The sequence below is a fragment of the Streptococcus sp. Marseille-Q6379 genome (genome assembly GCF_965119505.1).
Genome location: NZ_CBCPLV010000001.1, coordinates 1,196,459 through 1,217,626 on the forward strand (window position 1 = coordinate 1,196,459; position 21,168 = coordinate 1,217,626).

The 21,168-nt window shown below is 41.3% G+C and carries 19 protein-coding genes; 2 read left to right on the top strand and 17 right to left on the bottom strand.

The window, feature by feature from the left end; all coding sequences use genetic code 11:
- Positions 1 to 7: 7 nt before the first annotated feature.
- Positions 8 to 778 (top strand): pyrroline-5-carboxylate reductase, encoded by a 771-nt coding sequence (gene proC, locus ACWPVZ_RS06035; RefSeq protein WP_347105856.1) that lies wholly within the window; start codon positions 8 to 10, stop codon positions 776 to 778.
- A 26-nt stretch (positions 779 to 804) separates the two neighbouring features.
- Here proC and ACWPVZ_RS06040 read toward each other — a convergent pair whose 3' ends face one another.
- From ACWPVZ_RS06040 to pbp1b, 17 genes are all read right to left on the bottom strand, one after another.
- Positions 805 to 1,467, bottom strand: a complete 663-nt coding sequence (locus ACWPVZ_RS06040) for a CPBP family intramembrane glutamic endopeptidase (RefSeq protein ID WP_073949481.1) — start codon at positions 1,465 to 1,467, stop codon at positions 805 to 807.
- Positions 1,468 to 1,579: 112 nt separating this feature from the next.
- A complete protein-coding gene (locus ACWPVZ_RS06045) occupies positions 1,580 to 2,026 on the bottom strand; it encodes a CAAX protease (protein WP_073949479.1) in 447 nt (148 codons plus the stop codon).
- A 77-nt stretch (positions 2,027 to 2,103) separates the two neighbouring features.
- The gene (locus ACWPVZ_RS06050) at positions 2,104 to 2,760 is read right to left on the bottom strand and encodes a CPBP family intramembrane glutamic endopeptidase (protein ID WP_454381366.1); all 657 of its coding nucleotides are present in this window, start codon (positions 2,758 to 2,760) and stop codon (positions 2,104 to 2,106) included.
- An 11-nt stretch (positions 2,761 to 2,771) separates the two neighbouring features.
- Positions 2,772 to 2,969, bottom strand: a complete 198-nt coding sequence (locus tag ACWPVZ_RS06055; RefSeq protein ID WP_454381368.1) for a helix-turn-helix transcriptional regulator — start codon at positions 2,967 to 2,969, stop codon at positions 2,772 to 2,774.
- 250 nt (positions 2,970 to 3,219) lie between these two features.
- Positions 3,220 to 4,413, bottom strand: a complete 1,194-nt coding sequence (locus ACWPVZ_RS06060) for an acetate kinase (protein ID WP_073949473.1) — start codon at positions 4,411 to 4,413, stop codon at positions 3,220 to 3,222.
- 56 nt (positions 4,414 to 4,469) lie between these two features.
- Positions 4,470 to 5,426, bottom strand: coding sequence for a class I SAM-dependent methyltransferase (locus ACWPVZ_RS06065; protein ID WP_064523503.1), 957 nt, complete (start codon positions 5,424 to 5,426; stop codon positions 4,470 to 4,472).
- A gap of 44 nt (positions 5,427 to 5,470) precedes the next feature.
- The gene (gene comGG / locus ACWPVZ_RS06070; protein ID WP_064523505.1) at positions 5,471 to 5,788 is read right to left on the bottom strand and encodes a competence type IV pilus minor pilin ComGG; all 318 of its coding nucleotides are present in this window, start codon (positions 5,786 to 5,788) and stop codon (positions 5,471 to 5,473) included.
- Positions 5,766 to 6,203 (bottom strand): competence type IV pilus minor pilin ComGF, encoded by a 438-nt coding sequence (gene comGF / locus ACWPVZ_RS06075; RefSeq protein WP_002887014.1) that lies wholly within the window; start codon positions 6,201 to 6,203, stop codon positions 5,766 to 5,768. The genes comGG and comGF overlap by 23 nt, the downstream gene beginning before the upstream one ends.
- On the bottom strand, positions 6,190 to 6,420 hold the full coding sequence (comGE, locus tag ACWPVZ_RS06080; protein WP_014635119.1) for a competence type IV pilus minor pilin ComGE: 231 nt from the start codon (positions 6,418 to 6,420) through the stop codon (positions 6,190 to 6,192). Before comGE ends, comGF begins: the two co-directional genes overlap by 14 nt.
- 31 nt (positions 6,421 to 6,451) lie before the next feature.
- Positions 6,452 to 6,880 carry a competence type IV pilus minor pilin ComGD gene (gene comGD / locus ACWPVZ_RS06085; RefSeq protein ID WP_014632541.1) on the bottom strand — a complete coding sequence of 143 codons (429 nt, stop codon included), beginning with the start codon at positions 6,878 to 6,880 and terminating at the stop codon, positions 6,452 to 6,454.
- Positions 6,840 to 7,154, bottom strand: coding sequence for a competence type IV pilus major pilin ComGC (comGC, locus tag ACWPVZ_RS06090; protein ID WP_037611125.1), 315 nt, complete (start codon positions 7,152 to 7,154; stop codon positions 6,840 to 6,842). Before comGC ends, comGD begins: the two co-directional genes overlap by 41 nt.
- Before the next feature lie 8 nt (positions 7,155 to 7,162).
- The gene (gene comGB / locus ACWPVZ_RS06095) at positions 7,163 to 8,263 is read right to left on the bottom strand and encodes a competence type IV pilus assembly protein ComGB (RefSeq protein WP_414341150.1); all 1,101 of its coding nucleotides are present in this window, start codon (positions 8,261 to 8,263) and stop codon (positions 7,163 to 7,165) included.
- A complete protein-coding gene (gene comGA / locus ACWPVZ_RS06100) occupies positions 8,145 to 9,086 on the bottom strand; it encodes a competence type IV pilus ATPase ComGA (RefSeq protein ID WP_414341149.1) in 942 nt (313 codons plus the stop codon). Before comGA ends, comGB begins: the two co-directional genes overlap by 119 nt.
- A gap of 79 nt (positions 9,087 to 9,165) precedes the next feature.
- A complete protein-coding gene (locus tag ACWPVZ_RS06105; protein ID WP_073949471.1) occupies positions 9,166 to 9,528 on the bottom strand; it encodes a DUF1033 family protein in 363 nt (120 codons plus the stop codon).
- Positions 9,529 to 9,690: 162 nt separating this feature from the next.
- Positions 9,691 to 13,329 (bottom strand): DNA-directed RNA polymerase subunit beta', encoded by a 3,639-nt coding sequence (gene rpoC / locus ACWPVZ_RS06110; protein WP_454381373.1) that lies wholly within the window; start codon positions 13,327 to 13,329, stop codon positions 9,691 to 9,693.
- Between the two features lie 100 nt (positions 13,330 to 13,429).
- Positions 13,430 to 17,011: a DNA-directed RNA polymerase subunit beta gene (gene rpoB, locus ACWPVZ_RS06115; protein ID WP_454381375.1), complete on the bottom strand. Its 3,582-nt coding sequence runs from the start codon at positions 17,009 to 17,011 to the stop codon at positions 13,430 to 13,432.
- Positions 17,012 to 17,370: 359 nt separating this feature from the next.
- Complete coding sequence (pbp1b, locus tag ACWPVZ_RS06120) at positions 17,371 to 19,794, bottom strand: penicillin-binding protein PBP1B (protein ID WP_145517083.1); 2,424 nt, start codon at positions 19,792 to 19,794, stop codon at positions 17,371 to 17,373.
- 101 nt (positions 19,795 to 19,895) lie between these two features.
- Here pbp1b and tyrS point away from each other — a divergent pair, with 101 nt between their 5' ends.
- Positions 19,896 to 21,152 (top strand): tyrosine--tRNA ligase, encoded by a 1,257-nt coding sequence (gene tyrS / locus ACWPVZ_RS06125; protein WP_073686092.1) that lies wholly within the window; start codon positions 19,896 to 19,898, stop codon positions 21,150 to 21,152.
- Positions 21,153 to 21,168 lie beyond the last annotated feature (16 nt).

Sequence of the window (21,168 nt, forward strand, 5' to 3'; positions counted from 1 at the left end):
GTAACCCATGATTATTGGTTTTATTGGCGTTGGAAAGATGGCGACAGCCATTATCAACGGCCTAAATACAAGCTCACATCGTATCATTATTTCAGGGTCTTCCTTGGCTCGTTCACGCCAAATTGCAGAGGAACTAGAGGTTGAAGCCGCTGCTTCCCATCAAGAATTGTTGGATAATGCTGACTTAGTCATTCTTGGTATCAAACCTCAAATGTTTGATAAGGTACTAACTGGCCTCACTTTCCATCAACCTATCATGAGTATGGCTGCTGGAGTAACCTTGGAACGCCTCGCTTCACTCACCAGTCCAGACCTTCCTCTCATTCGTATCATGCCTAACCTTAACGCTCAGATTCTCAAGAGCACTACTGGTCTTTGTACCAACGATAAGGTATCCGAGGACCTTTTGGCAGTTGCCAAGGAAATCACAGACAGTTTTGGAACCACTGTTGAATTGGCTGAGAAGGACTTTGATACCTTCACTGCCCTAGCTGGCTCTAGTCCGGCCTATATTGCCCTCTTTATCGAGGCTCTGGCTAAGGCTGGCGTCAAAAATGGCCTAAGTAAGCAGGTCGCTCTGACCATTGCCACACAGACGGTTCTAGCTACCGCTGAAAATCTCAGTCTTGGTAGCGACAGCCCACATGATCTTATTGACAAGGTCTGTAGCCCTGGTGGGACCACTATCGCTGGTCTCATGGACCTTGAGCGTACAGGCCTCACCCATAGTGTGGTTTCAAGTATTGATACAACCATTGCTAAAGCTAAAAAACTATAAGAAAAAAGCTCGGAATCTTCCGAGCTTTATTTGATATATGGCGCTAAAAATTGCAAGAGTAACAACATTGAAACCGCAATGCTATTGTTAATGATATGGGCAATGATACAGTACTCTAACTTTTGAAACTTACGATATGCTATTCCAAGGGCAAGACCCATACCTGCATATACAATCCAAACACCGATACTATTCGGCATATGAACAAGGCCAAAAAGTAAACTACTAACAATCAAGCCAACAATAGAATCTGGATTAAAGACGCGTCCCATGAGGAGCCCGCGAAAAACCAGCTCTTCCACAATTGGTGCCATAATTACTGTAAACGTTATGAGAAGGAAGGGATTCATATGGGCATTTTCTATGGCTGCCTGATTGGTGCTATTACTAACACCTTCCATCATCATGACTATAGAACCAATCCTAGTAACGATATAAATACCTAGGTAGGTCAAGCCAATCATACCCCAGGCCTTCAGGGAAGAAAGGGCCTTAAAGCCTTCGAAAAGCCCAAGACGTTTTCCTAAGAAAAGAGCTCCTGCGCTCATAAGAAGCAAGACAAAAATTAAGAGACAGACCAGCCTTATATCTTTGACACCTAAATAGATGGTTGGAACTTGATCAATAATTAGTATTAGGAAAGCTAGTAAAAAATAAAGAAAGCGTTTGAGAATTGACCCTTTGTTCATGAGAATCCACCTCTTTTCATCATCTGTTTGTACTTTTATTATAATACAACATAACTTATTTGACAAGACAAAAAGAAAACGAAAGAGGAGTTTTTCAAGATAATATAGGTTCTTATCCTATTTTAGATAGAATGAGACGAATAAGAGCAAATCCCAGTACTAAGCCATAGAGCAAGATAGATAAGACTGTAACATAGGGCAACTGAATATTGACAAAGGCATATAGGGCAATCAAAGCAAAGATAAGCAAAAACTCTAAAATCAGAGTTGCAACTGCTGTCGCCATTAAAATCTGTTTATTTCGCTCATCGTAGGCAGCAATATACATCCGATGAAGACGTTTAGGATGGGTAAGTGTCGCAAAATAATAGATTGACAAGGCATAAACCCCAAGGGTAAGTCCCAAAACTAAGCCTAGAGCATAATCACTAAGACTGTTAGAGCGAACAACAAACAATCCCAAAACACCTAAGGAAAAAAGGGAACAAGCTACTCGTGTAATGTATTTCTTAAACTCGGCCTCTGTTTTTCTCTTTCCTAATAACATTTTTATTAACATATCTTAACACTCCCTTTATTATCCTTTATAAGAGCAATATAACTTTTTTCACTGACAACTATAAACACTTATTCACCTTAAACCAAAAGGCTGAGTAGTACACTTATGCTATTGTTTAAAATATGAACACTCATACTGTACTCGATATGCTTAGTCTTATAATATGTTACCGCATAACCAGCTGACACAATACCATAGATGACAATTGTCTTAGGCGTAAATGCTGAGTGACCAGCCATAAAGAAAAGACTGGAAATAACAAGACCTGTCTTAAAGTATTTTCCAAAGAGCACCTTGGCTAAGAGTCCCCTAAAAACGATTTCTTCCATAACAGGAATGATAAAACCTACTACTGCAAACTGAAGATAGGTTGGTACGTGAATAAATATCTTTTTTAAAGTATCTTGATGTTCCATAGCCGCATTGTGTGTTAACTGACCAACAAAATACCCTAGAAGATCACCTAGGAAAAAGATGACGAGATTTAGAGAAGCAATCGCAACGAGACGTCTCCAATTAATCTCTTTAAGCGATAAGAGTTTAAATCTATAAGCAATCACGATAAAAATAGCCAAACTCCCTAATGCCCAAACACCGTAACCTATTTGCTCCACAAGTGAAAACTTACCATCCTGAGTAAGTAGCGGGAAAGCACGTGATAGTGTTAAATCTAAGATTAGTAGAGTGAGCGCTAAAAAAATAACACCAATTTTCTTCATTACTTGTTTAAACATATCTTTACTCCTTAATCTTCTTCAAAAATAAAGACTTCTTCAATAGCCTTTCCAAAATACCTAGCAATTTTAAAAGCTAGTTCCAACGACGCATTATAGCGTCCTTTTTCGAGTGAAATGATGGTCTGTCTCGTGACTCCCATCTCATCTGCTAACTCTGCCTGACTAATCTTATTAGCCTTGCGAAGTTCCTGAATTCTTGTTTCCATGTGGTACCTCAACTTTATCGTTTATTCTCAAATGGTTAAACTCCTTACTTTTCTTCGTTAAGTTTACTTTACATTTATAGTATAGTTTGCTTTACATATTTTGTAAAGTCTCTTTTACATTTTTTATAAAGTTTTCTTTACTTATTGAATTGCACGTTTATAGACATAGGCGAATGATTCTGTCAGAGCATTCAAAAAAGCTGGCCAATCACTCAGCCAACTTTTCTGGTCTTATCAAATTTTTGATAACTTATTTAGTTTTAAGGCGCTCAACATCACGCGCAATCACCAACTCTTCATCTGTTGGGATAACAAATACTTTAACAGCTGACTCTGCTGTTGTAATGTCGCCTACATGTCCAAAGACATTCTTTTCAGGATCCACTTCAATACCAAACCAAGTGAGACCATCCAATACTGAAGCTCGAACATCTGCAGAATTTTCACCGATACCCGCTGTAAAGACGATAGCATCCGCTCCGTTCAAGACACCAAAGTATTGAGCGATGTATTTACGCAAACGATCCACATAAAGATCATAGGCCAAGGCACATTTTTCATCGCCAGCATTCTTACCAGCAATGATATCACGCATATCACTTGATTTTTCAGAAATACCAAGAAGACCTGATTCCTTATTAAAGACGTGACGGATACGCTCAGCATCTGCCATGTCAGGCTCACGGTCGATAACAAATGGAATAATCGCAGGGTCAAGATCCCCAGTACGTGTTCCCATCATAACGCCACCAAGTGGTGTCAACCCCATTGACGTGTCTACTGATTTACCACCATCAACGGCAGTAATTGAAACACCATTTCCCACATGGGCTGTGATAATCTTAGTTTCTTCAATTGGCTTACCTAACAACTTAGCTGCTTCTTGAGAAACATATTGGTGGCTAGTTCCGTGTGCGCCATACTTACGGACTTGGTAGTCTGTATAGTAACGATTAGGCACTGGATAACGGTAGGCCACTTCCGGCATAGACGTATGGAAGGCTGTATCAAAAACAGCAACACTCGTAATATCTGGGAGGAGCTCCTTAAAGGCACGAATACCTGAAGCTGCACCTGGATTGTGTAACGGTGCTAAGGCTGACAATTCTTCAATCTTAGCCAAGGCATCTTCATCCACCAAGCTTGATTCTTTGAAATATTCTCCACCAGCAACCACACGGTGACCAACACCTGTAATTTCATCATAACTCTTGATAATATCAAAACGAATCAAATCATCAAGCAAGATTTTTACTGCCTGAACATGGTCAGCAATATCTAGGGTTTGCGATTCTGAACGGTCATCAAATTTTACTGTTGAAACAGAATCTTTCAAGCCGATACGTTCAATCAAACCCTTAGCAAGAACAACTTCATCTGGCATTTCATATAATTGCCATTTCAAGCTTGAGCTTCCTGCATTAATTGCTATTGTTTTTGTCATAAGCCACCTCTTTGTAAAACGCTTTCAATAATATAGTCCTATTCTAACATGTTTTGCTAGAAAATGGAATTATCTGATTTCCATTTTTGGAAATTATCTGTGAAATCCTTGAGGATCTCTGGATTTTGCAAATCGCTAAGTGGATAAACGAAGGTCTCTGGAGCATTTTCAGTTTGTTTTTTAAGCACGAAGATAGACTTCATGTTATGTTTATTGCCAAAAGCTGCTTCTGGAAGAGTGATAACGGCAATAATATCAGCATATCCTGATAGCCATTTCTTAAGCAAGTCACTTTGTGGGCTTGTCAAAAGATTAGTTGGTGCCAAAAGAATAGCAATACCATCTTTCTTCAGGTACTTGAGTGATTGCTCCATGAGAAGGTGATGGGCATAAGTGTGTTCACCAGTTGCTGCCACCGTGAAACGACTCGCAATCTCATCATTTGGGTAATACCCAACAGGTAGGTCACTGATAATAACATCACTCTCTTTGAGAATGTGTGGTCGAACAGCATCTTCTTGGATGTAAACTGCACTTGAATTCACCACATCAGCAATACTAGCTGACAAATCGATAAGGAGATCGTCAACTTCCATTCCCATATAATTAAGGGTTTTCTGACTATTATTTAGAAGGGTTTCAGCTAAGTTTCCTGTCCCTGAACCAATCTCTAAAATATCTAATTGGTCGTCCTTGGTCAAACCTTCGAGTAGGTAAAGAATGATAAATCCAATAGCATCTGGTGTAAATTGGTGATTGGCTTGTAAAGCTTCCAATTGCCCTAGTTTGATAAACAAGAACTGAAAAGCACGACGCCACTCCTCTTTACTTAAATCAAGAGCACGTAATTTCTCGTTGTTTTTGATGATGACTTCATTAGCTACCTCAGCTCCCAAATAATAGGAATTTTGCTCAATAAGTGCATCGTAAGCATGGGTTCCAAGATCATTTTCAATGGTTTGGACATTTTCTAACAACAGCTCAAAAGCTGTCTCAATTGCTTCAAAATTCATGATTTCCTCCGTCCTTCTATCATATCAAAAAGGGAAGAGAATTTCTATTTATGCTCCTGTTTCTTCACATAACGATAGGTCTTGATTTGGCCTTTACTGGCAACTCTAACAATCACTTGTTTGTCCTTAACCTCGTAGGTCGTAGTTCCCTGAGAAAAACTAAAAGCACCTGCTTCCTTGTCCACTAAGTCCATGGTCATTTCTGCCATGAGACGACTTTGACTGGAGATGATTTGCGCTTGGTTCTGTCTAGAGCTAGCAACCACCCGCTCCAAATAAACATGCAGAAGAAGTGTGAAAATGCCAGCCATAAAAAGAGCGTAGAGAAGAACGCCTCCCCTAACCTGTTTTTTCAAAAGCATAAACAAAACTCCTTTGTAGCCCATTTTTAAGAGTCACTTGGATGGTGACTATCTGGTTATTTTGGCTAATTGTACTAGCTTTTACATTGAAAAGCATTGGTTGATAGCCTCGACCATCAGCATTTGTTTTTCGAAAATCAGTAGCACTTGAAAGTCCAAAAGCCAGGTCTTGATTATCCTGCTTGACATAGAGTTTGTTCCCCTCTACCTTTACCAACTGACAACCTTCTAATTCCGCCTCCATTTGTTGAACGAATAGAAGCCAGTCTTGGCTTTCTTGTTGCTTGACCTGCTTAACATTGCTCACCAATACTGTAGTCAGACCTTGATAAACTTGAACTGAACCAGCAATCACCAACAAGGCCACTAGACATTCCAAGAGGGTAAAGGCGCGAACCTTACTATTGAGAGACATGAATAATCTCCTTTCCTGATTCATAAACCTCGATACCTTGCTGGCTACGTTTTACTGTCACTGTGATACCATTTAAAGTCAACTGATCCTGTTTGGTCTGAACTGCCATGGTTGCCACACTCAAAACCTCCTGTTGGTGGAGATTCCTAGCCATTAGCCTACGATTGGTATTGATCTGATCCAAGATAAGACCACTGACGAGTACTAAGACAGCCATTGCTACCAAGCTTTCGATAAGAATATAGCCTCTAAGAGACCGTCTTTTTATATTTACCGCTGCCCATGTTAAGCTGATAGGTCACCACCTCCTTATCACTTGAAAAACGAATCTTTGTGAGGCTAGAGTTGCCTCCTTTGGCATCAAACACTAGCGTCTGCCCCTTATCCAGATGTATATTTTTAGGAATCACCAGACTTGATTTTCCGTTACTGATTTTATCCTTGGACAACTGCAATTCAACATTGGACCCTTCCGCCGCTGCCAAGCGCTGACTATCTCGGTATAGGTACTCAAAGCGCAGATAAAAAAGATTAGTCTCAACCTGCTGAAAAATACCTGTGACTGAGCCTGATAAACTCAGAGTGAGAAAGGCAACCACTGCTAGAGTCACCAGACTCTCCAACAAGGTAAAGGCTCTAATTGGCCACTGAGCGGCTTTCGCCACCATGTTTCGCATAGTAATCATTGTATGAATCTGCCTGTTTTTGCGTGATTTGACCTTCTGAAACAAGAGCGGCTAAGCTAGCTGTCTTGTTATTCTTCATTTCATAAAGTTCTGCTTGAGAATCCACGACCTTGACCACAGCCGCATTTCCAGTCTCTTTAACAGAATCCTTCTGCTTGCTCAAGTTAGGTACAAAGAGCAAAAGGAGAATACTGATAATGAGAAGCACGACCAGCATTTCAATCAGCGTAAAAGCACGTAATTTAACGGCATTCAATTTTTTCAACATCATTTTCATGACATCATTCCTTCCATATTTTGATACATTGGTAATAGCATGGCTGCATAGATCATTACAATCACGACAGCAACAATAACAAAAATGAGGGGTTGCACAAAGGTTGTTGCCTTATTAAGACGGTTAAAGAAAGCCTGCCAAACCTCTTCAGCATAGACTTCTAACTCATAGCCCAACCTAGCATTAGCCTCTCCATAAGCAATAATTAAGGATAGTTCCTTAGTGAAGAAAGGGTGACTAGCAATACGGTCAGGAAAACTCTGTCCTAGCATCAAGGCTTCTTCTAAATCAGCCCCCAGCTCACGAAAGAGCTTTGATTTTTGCTCTTTCATTAGAGCAACTAAGTCTAGCAAGTCAATACCTTGCCCTAAGAGATTTCCCCATTCTCTAGCATAATAGGCAGTCGTATATAGCCTGACAGTTTGGGCTATAAAAGGGATTTTAGCCATTCGTCGATAAAAGACAAGGGCTGACTGGCGTTTGACCCATAGATAGAGAATTAAGCTTAATACAAGCAGTCCACACAAACTCACAAAAAAGAGCTGGGGAAAAATCTGAACCAACTGTACAGCCCAATTCTCCTTACCGTCCCCCTCTAACAATTGAGGCAGAAGATAATTTTTGAGTCCCAACATAATCAGAACTAGGAAACCCAGAAGTAGAATAGGATAGGTTGCTACCTCCATGAGTTTCTTACGAACCTTGGTCATACGAAGCATGTAGGTTTCAATCTTGGTTAGACTTCCTAGAAGATTACCGTGCTTATCAGCAAGGGCAATCTGAGTAACAATATTGTCCGAAAAACCTACTGACGCAAACATCTGGTCCAACCTGTCGCCTCGCATTAAGCTCGCTTTCATAAGAGACAAGGAGGATTCTTTCAACAAGTGACTTCGCTCCAAAAAGGCTACGATTTCAGTCAAGGTAAACCCTGCCTTTAAAAGTTGTTTGAAAAGCTGGATAACCTTGAGTTGCTGATTAATCTTTAATTTTTTCCCCTTGGATATCCCCTTCAGTGAGATATCCTTGTTTAACCAAGCCTTCCAACTGCTGGTTCCAGCTGGTTGACGAATGGCTTTGGAAATTTTCACTGGCAAAATCAATCACACCTCCTCCCTTAATCAGACGCATGTAGGCAATCCCTTGAAGGGCATTATCCAACTCAGATTTATCTACACCAAGGTCCAGAAGACGCTCATAAACACCTGCCACACTCTTTGCGTGAATAGTTGAAAGAACAGTCACTCCCGTCAGACTAGCTCTAATAACCGCTCGAGCAGTCTCCTTATCTCGAATCTCTCCAATAATCAAAACATCCGGGCGGTGACGTAATGATAGCTTAATCAAATTATCATAGGTCATGTCAATTGCTTGATTTACCTGGAGTTGCAAAACATTATCCTGTTTAATTTCCACAGGGTCCTCAATCGAAATCACCTGCTGTCCCTTAAAACGCTCCTGAATCAACTCATGCATAAGCGTAGTCTTTCCAGAACCAACGGGACCTGCAAAGAGATATAAGCCACGATAATCCAAAGCATCCATAATAGGCTGGATTCCTTGATTCCAGTACACTAATTCTCGACGTTCGGAATGTAGAACACGAATAACTAAACTTTCTAAGCCGCGATAATCCCCAACGGTAGACAAACGCAGAGAAACCCTTTGACCATCACCACAATCATAGTCACAAGAACCTAGTTGACTCCTACGCTTCTCACCCACCATCATTCCCGCCACAAATTTAAAGTGACCAATAAGACTAGCCATGAAATCAGGCCGATATACATCAATTAATCTCCTCTCCTGGCCAACTCGCATATAGAGCTCGTAAGTATCCTGACGTGGAATGACATAGATGTCTTGAGCCCCACAACTATCAGCATTTTTGATCATTTCCTTAGCAAATTCTGTTACCATAAGGACCTCCTCATAGTCCTATTCGTAAAAAGTTTAAGAAAATGAAAAAAAGCTCGAAAATTTCGAGCTTCTGCATTATTTAACGTTTAATTTTACAGTGGGCATGACTTGGAAGGTCATTTCGCTTTTCATATCCCGGACGGTATTTTTCCTCAGGAATTTCCTGCCAATCATCCAAAAGAGCAATCGATTGATAGACCTGCAGGTATTCGTCACACTCCTCACACCAGTGCTTATCCTCTTGATCCCAAAAAGCAGTCATGACACTACTACGGCTGATATAACTTGGAAAGGTTTCCTCCATCGCAAACCAAAGTTTTTTATAGTACTTGAGGGCATCGTAAAAATTTTCAAATTCCTTAGTACTGATGATATCCTCTTGCCAGCCTTCTAGGAACCACCACGGTTCCAAATCCCCTTTCATTTCAACTACTTGGTACATTTTTCTTTCTCACTTCATCTTTGGTGTTCTTATTATACAAAATTTTCTGGAAAAGATAAAAAAAATGGTCTTATATTTTATATTTATCAAAAATAGAAGAGATTCTAGTCATATAAATACGAAAAGAACCCACAATTCATTGTGAGTTCTTTTGCTTTCATTTTAGTCTTCAGATGATTCCACAATTGCTTCATCAACAGCAATGTTTTCAATAACTTCAACTTCGTTAACTGAAAGTGGTTCAATGTTACGGTAACGAGCCATACCTGTACCAGCAGGGATAGTCTTACCAATGATAACATTTTCTTTAAGACCAAGGAGATGGTCTTTCTTACCACGGATAGCTGCATCTGTAAGGACACGTGTTGTTTCTTGGAAGGAAGCCGCTGACAAGAATGAATTTGTTTCAAGTGAGGCTTTAGTAATACCAAGAAGGACTGGACGAGATGTTGCAGGAACACCACCAGAGATAACAATATCCTTGTTAGCATCTGTGAAGTCAGAAATGTCCATAAGTGTACCTGGAAGGAGATCTGTATCACCTGGATCCATAACACGTACTTTACGAAGCATTTGACGAACCATTACTTCGACGTGTTTGTCACCGATTTCTACCCCTTGGCTACGGTAAACTTTTTGTACTTCTGCAAGAAGATAAGTTTCAACTGACAAGGTATCACGTACTTCAAGGAGACGTTTAGGTTGGATTGAACCTTCTGTCAAGGCCGCACCACGGTGTACTTCGTCACCAACTTCAACTTTCATACGAGCTGTAAATGGAACAACGTATTCACCCATTCCAGTCTTACCTTGAACGAAGACTTTCTTAGTACGTGTTGCAGCATCTTCTTCGATTTCAATAACAGTACCCTTAACTTCAGTGATAACCGCTTCCCCTTTAGGGTTACGTGCTTCAAAGATTTCCTGGATACGTGGAAGACCCTGTGTGATATCGGTGTTTGAGGCTACCCCACCGGTGTGGAAGGTACGCATAGTAAGCTGTGTACCAGGTTCCCCGATAGATTGAGCGGCGATAGTACCAACTGCTTCACCAACTTCAACCGCATCACCTGTTGCCAAGTTGATACCGTAACAGTGACGGCAGACACCGTGACGTGTGTTACATGTAAAGACTGAACGGATAGTTACTTCTTCAACACCAGCATTGACAATAGCAGCAGCCATGTCTTCAGTAATCAAAGTATCTGGACCTACGATTACTTCACCTGTTGTAGGATTCTTAACTGATTTCTTAGTGTAACGACCTTGAAGACGTTCTTCAAGTGTTTCCGTCACTTCTTTACCATCAGTAATCGCACGGATAAGAAGACCTCGGTCTGTTCCACAGTCATCTTCACGAATGATAACATCTTGGGCAACGTCAACCAAACGACGAGTAAGGTAACCTGAGTCGGCTGTCTTAAGGGCCGTATCGGTCATACCTTTACGCGCACCGTGAGTAGAGAAGAACATTTCCAAAACGCTCAAACCTTCACGGAAGTTTGAAAGGATAGGCAATTCCATGATACGTCCGTTAGGAGCGGCCATCAAACCACGCATACCGGCAAGTTGAGAGAAGTTAGAGATGTTACCACGAGCTCCTGAGTCCATCATCATAACGATTGGGTTCTTAGAATCTTGTGTCTCAATCAGACGTTTTTCAAGGGCTTCTTTCGCTTCACGCCATGTTGTTGTAACAGCAACATAACGGTCATCATCTGTCATCAAACCACGACGGAAGGCCTTGTTAATTTCTTCAACACGGTGGTGAGCAGCATCGATAATTTCTTGTTTGTTATCGATAACTGGGATATCGGCGATACCCACTGTCAAACCAGCAAGTGTTGAGTGGTAGTAACCAAGGTCTTTCAAACGGTCAAGGAAGGCTGATGTTTCAGTCGTACGAAGACGTTTGAAGGTTTCAGCAATGATGTTACCAAGATTTTTCTTCTTGAACGGTGCATTAATTTCCAAACTATCAATTACTGTTTGGATATCTTGACCTGGTTCAAGGAAGTACTTATCTGGTGTACTATCTGTCAAGTTCTCATTTGTTGTTTCTTGAAGATATGGAATTTCTGCTGGGATGATTGAGTTAAAGAGAATCTTACCAACAGTTGTAACCAAAATCTTGTGAAGTTGGTTTTCTTTCCAAGGTTTATCAGGCATGCTGTCTACTGCAATACCTACACGGCTATGCAAGTGAACATAACCATTACGATAAGCCATAACTGCCTCATCAATATCCTTGAAGACCATACCTTCACCCTCACGGCCTTCTTCTTCCATAGTCAAGTAGTAGTTACCAAGAACCATATCCTGAGATGGCGTTACGACCGGTTTACCGTCTTTAGGGTTAAGGATGTGTTCAGCCGCAAGAAGGAGCAAACGTGCTTCAGCTTGAGCTTCTTCAGACAATGGAACGTGGATAGCCATTTGGTCACCGTCAAAGTCGGCATTGTAGGCCTCACATACCAATGGGTGAAGACGAAGGGCCTTACCATCAATCAAGACTGGTTCAAAGGCCTGGATACCCAAACGGTGGAGGGTAGGTGCGCGGTTAAGAAGTACTGGGTGTTCCTTGATAACATCTTCAAGAATATCCCAAATACGTTCATCACCACGTTCAACCATACGTTTAGCGGCTTTCACGTTACCTGCGTATTCACGCGCAACGATTTCACGCATCACAAATGGTTTGAAAAGTTCGATGGCCATCAAACGTGGCACACCACATTGGTACATTTTAAGTGTTGGACCAACAGCGATAACGGAACGTCCAGAGAAGTCAACACGTTTACCAAGCAAGTTTTGACGGAAACGACCTTGTTTACCTTTAAGCATGTGGCTCAAAGATTTAAGTGGACGACTACCTGGTCCAGTAATTGGACGACCACGACGTCCATTATCGATAAGGGCATCTACCGCTTCTTGCAACATACGTTTTTCGTTTTGCACGATGATACCTGGGGCATTCAATTCAAGCAAACGAGCCAAACGATTGTTACGGTTGATAACACGACGATAAAGATCGTTCAAGTCAGATGCCGCAAAACGTCCACCATCCAATTGAACCATTGGACGAAGGTCCGGTGGCAATACTGGCAAAATGTTAAGCACCATCCATTCTGGTTTGTTACCAGACTTGTAGAAGGCATCAAGAACGTCCAAACGACGAACAGCTTTAACACGTTTTTGACCAGTTGCTGTTTTCAACTCTTCTTTGAGTTCAGCAATTTCAGCTTCCAAATCTACTTGTTTCAAGAGATCTTGGATAGCTTCGGCACCCATTTTAGCGACAAATGAACCATGTCCATACTCTTGCAATTTTTCACGATATTCACGTTCTGTCAAGAGAGATTTTGGTTCAAGTGGTGTTTCCTTTGGATCAATAACCACGTAAGCTGCGAAGTAAATAACTTCTTCAAGCGCACGAGGACTCATGTCCAAAGTCAATCCCATACGAGAAGGGATTCCCTTGAAGTACCAGATGTGTGATACTGGTGCTTTCAACTCGATGTGACCCATACGTTCACGACGAACCTTAGCACGTGTTACTTCAACACCACAGCGGTCACAAACGATACCTTTATAACGGATACGTTTGTATTTCCCACACGCACATTCCCAGTCTTTGGTAGGACCAAAGATCACTTCGTCGAAGAGACCTTCGCGTTCTAGTTTGAGCGTACGGTAGTTGATTGTTTCAGGTTTCTTAACTTCACCATAAGACCATGAACGGACCTTAGTTGGTGAAGCTAGTGTGATTTGCATACTTTTAAATCGATTTACGTCAACCACTAGTATTACCTTTCTTTTGTTCTATTGACAATAGCAGCGCTATTCTCACCTTTATCAGCTACCTTAGCAGAGAGAGTGAACTCCCTCTCTAAAGCTTATTTTATTCTGTTTTATCTGAAGCTTCTTCTTTAGCTTTTTCTAATTCAGCAGCTTCTTTGGCTTGTTGTACACGTGCTTTTTCAAGATCATCAACGTGCATGACATCATCGTCTTCACCTTCATCAAGATCACGTAATTCAACTTCGTAGTCATCTTCATCAAGGACACGCATATCAAGACCAAGTGATTGCAATTCTTTAACAAGTACTCGGAATGATTCTGGTACACCTGGTTTTGGAATTGGTTTACCTTTAGTGATAGCTTCATAGGCTTTCAAACGTCCGTTAACGTCATCTGACTTGTAAGTCAAGATTTCTTGAAGGATATTTGATGCACCATAAGCTTCAAGGGCCCAAACCTCCATCTCACCGAAACGTTGTCCACCAAATTGTGCTTTACCACCAAGAGGTTGTTGGGTAACAAGTGAGTAAGGACCTACTGAACGAGCGTGAAGTTTATCATCAACCATGTGGTGAAGTTTGATCATGTACATGACACCAACTGACACACGGTTATCAAATGGTTCACCTGTACGTCCATCGTAAAGGATTGTCTTAGCATCACTATCCATACCTGCTTCACGAACAGTATCCCAGAGGTCTTCTGAGCTTGCTCCATCAAAGACTGGTGTTGCGATGTGGATACCCAAGTTACGTGCAGCCATACCAAGGTGAAGTTCCATAACCTGACCGATGTTCATACGTGATGGCACCCCAAGTGGGTTCAACATGATATCAACTGGTGTACCGTCTGGAAGGTAAGGCATGTCTTCAACCGGAACAATACGAGAAACAACCCCTTTGTTACCGTGACGACCGGCCATCTTATCTCCGACCTTGATCTTACGTTTTTGAGCGATGTAAACACGAACAAGCATGTTAACACCTGATTGCAATTCATCACCGTTTGCACGTGTAAAGATTTTAACATCGCGAACGACACCATCACCACCGTGAGGTACACGGAGTGACGTATCACGTACTTCACGAGATTTATCACCAAAGATAGCGTGGAGAAGACGTTCTTCAGCAGAAAGGTCTTTTTCACCCTTAGGTGTTACCTTACCAACAAGAATGTCACCTTCTTTAACCTCAGCACCGATACGGATAATACCCATTTCGTCAAGGTCTTTGAGGGCTTCTTCACCAACGTTTGGCAATTCACGTGTGATTTCTTCAGGCCCAAGCTTTGTATCACGTGTTTCTGATTCGAATTCTTCCAAGTGAACAGATGTATAAACGTCATCTTTCACAAGACGCTCACTCATGATAACGGCATCCTCGAAGTTGTAACCTTCCCATGTCATGTATGCGACGATAGGGTTTTGACCGAGGGCCATTTCTCCACCTTCCATAGATGGACCATCAGCGATAAAGTCACCTTTTTCAACAATATCGCCAACCTTAACCAAAGTACGTTGGTTATAGGCAGTACCTGAGTTTGAACGACGGAATTTTTGAATAGTATAAACATCAAGAGAACCATCTTCACGACGAACTTCAACTTTATCAGCATCAGAGTAGACAACTTTACCGTCGTGTTGGGCGATAACCGCAGCTCCTGAATCGTGGGCAGCTTGATATTCCATACCAGTACCAACATAAGGTGCTTTAGGATCAATCAAAGGCACAGCCTGACGTTGCATGTTGGCACCCATGAGGGCACGGTTAGAGTCATCGTTTTCCAAGAAAGGAATACATGCTGTCGCAACGGCAACTACCTGTTTAGGAGAAACATCCACGAAATCTACAAGGTGTGATGGGTACTCTTGGTTATTACCTTGGTGACGACCCATAACAATTTCTTCTGCAAATGTTCCATCTTCGTTCAATTTAGAGTTAGCCTGAGCAACTGTGTACTCATCTTCTTCATCAGCAGTCAACCAAACCACTTCGTTGGTTACTTTACCAGTTGCACGGTCAACCTTACGATATGGTGTTTGAATGAAACCGTACTTGTTAAGGTGTCCATATGAAGACAAGTTATTGATCAAACCGATGTTAGGTCCTTCAGGTGTTTCAATTGGACACATACGACCGTAGTGCGTGTAGTGCACGTCACGAACTTCATATCCGGCACGGTCACGTGTCAAACCACCAGGTCCCAAGGCTGACAAACGACGTTTGTGTGACAACTCTGACAATGGGTTGTGTTGGTCCATGAACTGTGACAACTGTGAAGAACCGAAGAATTCTTTAACAGCAGCAGTTACAGGGCGAATATTGATGATTTGTTGTGGTGTCAAGACTTCGTTATCTTGAACTGACATACGCTCACGTACGTTACGTTCCATACGAGCCAAACCAATACGGAATTGGTTAGCAAGCAATTCACCAACCGCACGGATACGACGGTTACCAAGGTGGTCGATATCGTCTACTTTACCGATACCTTCAGCAAGGTTGAGGAAGTAACTCATTTCAGCCAAGATATCCGCTGTTGTCAAAGCACGAACTTTATCATCTGGGTTGGCATTACCAACAATTGTAACCACACGATCTGAATCATTTGGTGCAACAACCTTGAATTTTTGAAGAATAACAGGTTCTGTAACCACCGCATAATCGTTTGGTGTGTATACAAATTTGTTCAAATCACCATCCAAGTATTCTGCGATTGAGTCAATCACATCACGTGTCATTTCAGTACCAGCTTCAACAAGGATTTCACCTGTTTCAGGATCTACCAAGTTTTCAGCAATTGTTTGTCCCAAAAGACGTGTCTTGATGTTAAGTTTTTTATTGACTTTGTAACGACCAACAGCAGCCAAGTCATAACGACGTGGATCAAAGAAACGAGCTACAAGCAAGCTACGTGAGCTGTCGGCAGTTTTTGGTTCACCTGGACGAAGACGTTCATAAATTTCTTTAAGCGCTTCATCAGTACGTGAATCTGCTGGGTTTTTGTGGATATCTTTTTCAATAGTGTTACGAACCAACTCGCTATCACCAAAGATATCAACAATTTCGTCATCACCTGAGAATCCAAGCGCACGCACAAGCGTTGTGAATGGAATCTTACGTGTACGGTCGATACGAGTGTAGGCGATGTCTTTTGAATCTGTTTCAAGCTCAAGCCATGCCCCACGGTTAGGGATAACTGTTGATCCATAACCCACTTTACCGTTTTTATCCACCTTATCGTTAAAGTAAACACCAGGTGAGCGCACCAACTGAGAAACGATAATACGTTCACCACCATTGATGATGAAAGTACCCATCTCAGTCATAATAGGGAAATCTCCGAAGAAGACTTCCTGAGTTTTGATTTCACCAGTTTCTTTGTTAATAAGACGGAAAGTCACAAAGATAGGTGCTGAGTATGATGCATCGTGGATACGAGCTTCTTCAAGTGTATACTTAGGCTCTTTCAATTCGTAACCAACGAATTCCAATTCCATAGTGTCTGTGAAGTTTGAGATAGGAAGTACATCCTCAAAAACCTCTTTAAGACCAGTATCCAAGAATTCTTTGAATGAATCCGTTTGGATTTCAATCAAGTTTGGTAAATCAAGAACTTCTTTGATTCTTGAAAAACTACGACGGGTACGATGTTTCCCGTATTGAACGTCATGTCCTGCCAAGTCTTCTACTCCTTTTCTACATTCGAGACCTGCTTTGCAAGTCGTGCACTTTAAATATTTGTCTTCTTCCTTGTTCAGTTGCTTGTCCCATTAACAAGTGATTAAACACTAACATCCACTTATCTGATTAAGGATAAGCAAAAAACTTAGTTTGTGAATTTTTAGAACCTTTAAATATGCGTTACAACACTTGAAAATCCTAAAAATAAGCACAAAAATAGCAGCTAAATCTGACCGAAAAAACGTTGATTTAACTGCTGTATCTCTTGATTGGACAATATTTCAACCAAGTAAGACGACAAATAGTTGTCTATATTATACCTAATTTTTTGCTTTTTTGCAAGTTTTCTTGGGAATTCCTAATGCCCTCCAAGAATGCTAGACCAGGCTTTTTGATAGTCACTGTCAGTTCCACCAATAGCAAATTTGTAGGTTGTATCTCCAGGCCCATTTTTAGCCCAATAAGTATCAACCATTTCACCACTTACAGAAACATTACGACCATTGACAGACACTGTTGCTGGTTTAAGACCTGTTGATTTGAGCACACTTGCCTTAATAGCACTTGAATCGATATTAAACTTATCTCCCGTTTTAAAAATACCTGGATTGGCATTGTAAATGGCGGAAGTTAAACGAGCCATATATTGCGCATTGTAGGTGTAACCCGTTTTAGAATTAGTTGGTGTATTATTGTCATAACCAGCCCAACCTCCAAGAGTAATACCAGGCGTTGAGACGATCAACCAAGCATCCGCAAAGTTATCTGTCGTTCCTGTTTTACCCATCCAGTCAGCTGAGGCTGCTGCACCATTGACATTTTTCAATTCAGAATAAAATTGAGTTGTCGCTCCCTTAACCACAACTTCCTTGAGCAGGTTATCCATGATGCTAGCCGTAGCTCTTGAAAAGACTTGAACCCCTTCAGATTTATGCTGATAGATAACTTCGCCAGTCCGGTCAGTAATACTATCAATCATATGACCCTTCTCATAGACGCCACCATTTGAAAGCATCTGATAGGCATTTACTTGCTGGGCAACCGTGGTTTCAATTCCCCCGCCAAGAGGTAAACTCTCGATATTGTAGTTAGCAATCTTATAACCCATCTTGGTCATGTAACCCTCAACGTCAACATCATGACGTTGAAGCATTTGATATGTCCAAAAGGCTGGAATATTCCACGAGGTATTGAGTGCCTCTTGTAGGTTCATCATAGCTGTACCCTTATCACCATCATGGAGAATAGGCGTTCCACCCGTAAAATTAGTTGGGTAGTTAGAAAGGATACTTGAGCTACCCATCAAACCTTGATCAATAGCAATTCCATAAGCAATAATAGGCTTAATAGATGAGCCTGGGGAGCGTGCCGTATCAAAGGCATGGTTATTTTGATTATTTTCGTAACTACGACCACCAACAAATCCTAGAATTGCTCCAGTCGCATTATCCATAAGCACATTTCCGACTTCAACTCCACTATTTCCACCTTGGTCGAGGAGGCCACCATATTGACTCGCAGCATCTTGCATCGCATTATAAACTGCATTATCAATAGTTGTCTTAACGCTGTAGCCACCGGTTTGTAGCTCTTGTAGGGCCCTCTCACGATAGCTTTCCTTGGTCTTATCATTTTTCAAATCTTGACTCGATACCTTGTCACGTTTAACGAGATAATCATACATGACATCCTGAGCCTCAGACATGACAGAATAGTACAAATAGTCATGACTTACGGCATCAGACTTCTCACCAGCCTTGAAATCTTTAGTGATATCATAATCCTTATAGCTTTCATACTGCGACTTATCTAGATAGCCACCGCGATAAAGATTGTAGAGTACATCTTGCTGACGTGCTAAGCCATAAGAAAGATCCTCTGCATTTTTTAATTGACCGTCAGCTGTATAAGGTGAGTAGACAATCGGGCTCTGTGGCAAACCTGCCAGATAGGCCGCTTGAGGAACTGTCAAATCCGCTGCAGATACCCCAAAGATACCTTGAGCAGCCTCCTCAATTCCAGCAATATTTTTCCCCTTGTTGTTACGTCCAAAAGGAGAAACATTCAGATAATCGGTTAAAATTTCATTTTTAGAAGCGCGACGCTCCAATTGTAAGGCATAGATAATCTCCGCCGCCTTACGTTTAAAGGTTGGCGCATCGCCTGTTACCTGTTGCTTGATTAACTGCTGCGTTAGCGTCGAACCACCACTTGAAGAGCCAACCCCCAAAACTGATGACACCAAAGCCCTAAAAACTGCCTTTGGTACAACACCCTTATGCTTTTTAAAATTTTCATCCTCAGTCGCAATGATGGCATTTTTGACATTGTTAGAAATCGCATCACTCTCAATAGGTGTTCTCAGCAAGTCAGTATCAATATCCGCAATCTTCTTGGAATCGGAATATCTCATCGAAGATACCAAACTAACCTCGCTAATCTGATTCAACAAGGATTTGTCCTTAATCGACGGAACAGACTCAATTTGACTCCCCAGATAACCCAAACCAATTCCTGCACCGAATAAGGTAAGAACGATAATAACCACATAAAAGAAATCAGACAAGAGCTTTAAGGTTTTTAAGAAAACATCACCCATGTCTATGAGTGTCATCCCATCCTCAGGCGACTTCCGTGCTTGCTTACGATTCCACTTAGATCCAGTCGTAGCTTTCCTTTCTTTAAAAGATTTATCTCCTCTTTTAGACCTAGAACCAGCAAACTTTGTACGAATAGTCTGCCCTAGTCGCCTAAAATAATTTATTATTTTTTCAAAATTCATAGAAATACCTCAAAGCCTATTATAACAAACTTTGACAAAGCTTGCATAGGGTTGCTTTCTTTTGGTATAATGGTGCAGAATATACTTTACTGGAGAATATCATGACAATTTTTGAAGAACTAAAAGCACGTGGCTTGATTTTTCAAACCACTGATGAAGAAGCCCTTGTAAAAGCCTTTGAAGAGGGACCAGTCTCATACTACACTGGTTATGACCCAACAGCAGACAGTCTCCACCTTGGACACCTTGTCGCTATCCTTACAAGTCGCCGACTTCAATTGGCTGGACACAAACCTTACGCCCTCGTTGGTGGTGCAACAGGTTTGATTGGTGACCCATCATTTAAAGATGCTGAACGTAGCCTGCAAACCAAAGAAACTGTTGAAGGTTGGGTTGAAAAAATCCAAGGACAACTCTCTCGTTTCCTTGATTTTGAAAATGGTGACAACAAGGCCGTTATGGTCAACAACTATGACTGGTTTGGTTCAGTCAGCTTCATTGATTTCTTGCGTGACGTAGGTAAATACTTCACAGTTAACTACATGATGAGTAAGGAATCTGTTAAGAAACGTATCGAAACAGGTATCTCTTACACTGAGTTTGCCTACCAAATCATGCAAGGTTACGATTTCTATGAACTCAACGATAAGTACGGCGTAACCCTCCAAATTGGTGGTTCTGACCAATGGGGTAACATGACAGCAGGTACTGAGCTCTTGCGTCGTAAAGCAGACAAATCTGGACATGTTATCACTGTGCCACTTATCACAGATTCAACTGGTAAAAAATTCGGTAAATCTGAAGGTAACGCTGTCTGGCTTGATGCGACTAAGACTACACCTTACGAAATGTACCAATTCTGGCTCAACGTTATGGATGATGATGCTGTTCGCTTCTTGAAGATTTTCACTTTCTTATCACTTGAAGAAATCGAAGAAATCGGTAAAGAATTTGACCAAGCTCGTCACCAACGTTTGGCACAAAAGGTTTTGGCTCGTGAAGTTGTTACTTTGGTCCACGGTAAAGAAGCTTACGAACAAGCTGTTCACATCACTGAACAACTCTTCGCTGGTAACCTTAAAGCTCTCTCAGCACGAGACCTTAAAGTTGCCCTTAACGGTGTCCCAACTTATGAAATTTCAGCAGATGAAAATCTGAACATCGTTGAACTTCTCGTCAATGCAAAAATTTCACCATCTAAACGTCAAGCACGTGAAGATGTCCAAAACGGCGCTATCTACATCAACGGTGAACGTGTACAAGACTTGGATTACACTCTCTCAGACACCGATAAGATTGATAATGAAATTACTGTTGTCCGTCGTGGTAAGAAGAAAAACTTTGTCTTGACTTACTAATTTATAGCTATTCTCA

Bases quoted from the DNA above. Each gene is read 5' to 3' on its own strand.
- ACWPVZ_RS06065 (WP_064523503.1), bottom strand. From the start codon at position 5,426: ATGAATTTTGAAGCAATTGAGACAGCTTTTGAGCTGTTGTTAGAAAAT.
- ACWPVZ_RS06105 (WP_073949471.1), bottom strand. From the start codon at position 9,528: ATGTACCAAGTAGTTGAAATGAAAGGGGATTTGGAACCGTGGTGGTTC.
- proC (WP_347105856.1), top strand. From the start codon at position 8: ATGATTATTGGTTTTATTGGCGTTGGAAAGATGGCGACAGCCATTATC.
- pbp1b (WP_145517083.1), bottom strand. From the start codon at position 19,794: ATGAATTTTGAAAAAATAATAAATTATTTTAGGCGACTAGGGCAGACT.
- comGD (WP_014632541.1), bottom strand. From the start codon at position 6,880: ATGCGAAACATGGTGGCGAAAGCCGCTCAGTGGCCAATTAGAGCCTTT.
- tyrS (WP_073686092.1), top strand. From the start codon at position 19,896: ATGACAATTTTTGAAGAACTAAAAGCACGTGGCTTGATTTTTCAAACC.
- comGE (WP_014635119.1), bottom strand. From the start codon at position 6,420: ATGGCTGTCTTAGTACTCGTCAGTGGTCTTATCTTGGATCAGATCAAT.
- ACWPVZ_RS06060 (WP_073949473.1), bottom strand. From the start codon at position 4,413: ATGACAAAAACAATAGCAATTAATGCAGGAAGCTCAAGCTTGAAATGG.
- comGG (WP_064523505.1), bottom strand. From the start codon at position 5,788: ATGCTTTTGAAAAAACAGGTTAGGGGAGGCGTTCTTCTCTACGCTCTT.
- ACWPVZ_RS06050 (WP_454381366.1), bottom strand. From the start codon at position 2,760: ATGTTTAAACAAGTAATGAAGAAAATTGGTGTTATTTTTTTAGCGCTC.
- ACWPVZ_RS06040 (WP_073949481.1), bottom strand. From the start codon at position 1,467: ATGAACAAAGGGTCAATTCTCAAACGCTTTCTTTATTTTTTACTAGCT.
- comGF (WP_002887014.1), bottom strand. From the start codon at position 6,203: ATGTCTCTCAATAGTAAGGTTCGCGCCTTTACCCTCTTGGAATGTCTA.
- comGA (WP_414341149.1), bottom strand. From the start codon at position 9,086: ATGGTAACAGAATTTGCTAAGGAAATGATCAAAAATGCTGATAGTTGT.
- ACWPVZ_RS06055 (WP_454381368.1), bottom strand. From the start codon at position 2,969: ATGGAAACAAGAATTCAGGAACTTCGCAAGGCTAATAAGATTAGTCAG.
- ACWPVZ_RS06045 (WP_073949479.1), bottom strand. From the start codon at position 2,026: ATGTTAATAAAAATGTTATTAGGAAAGAGAAAAACAGAGGCCGAGTTT.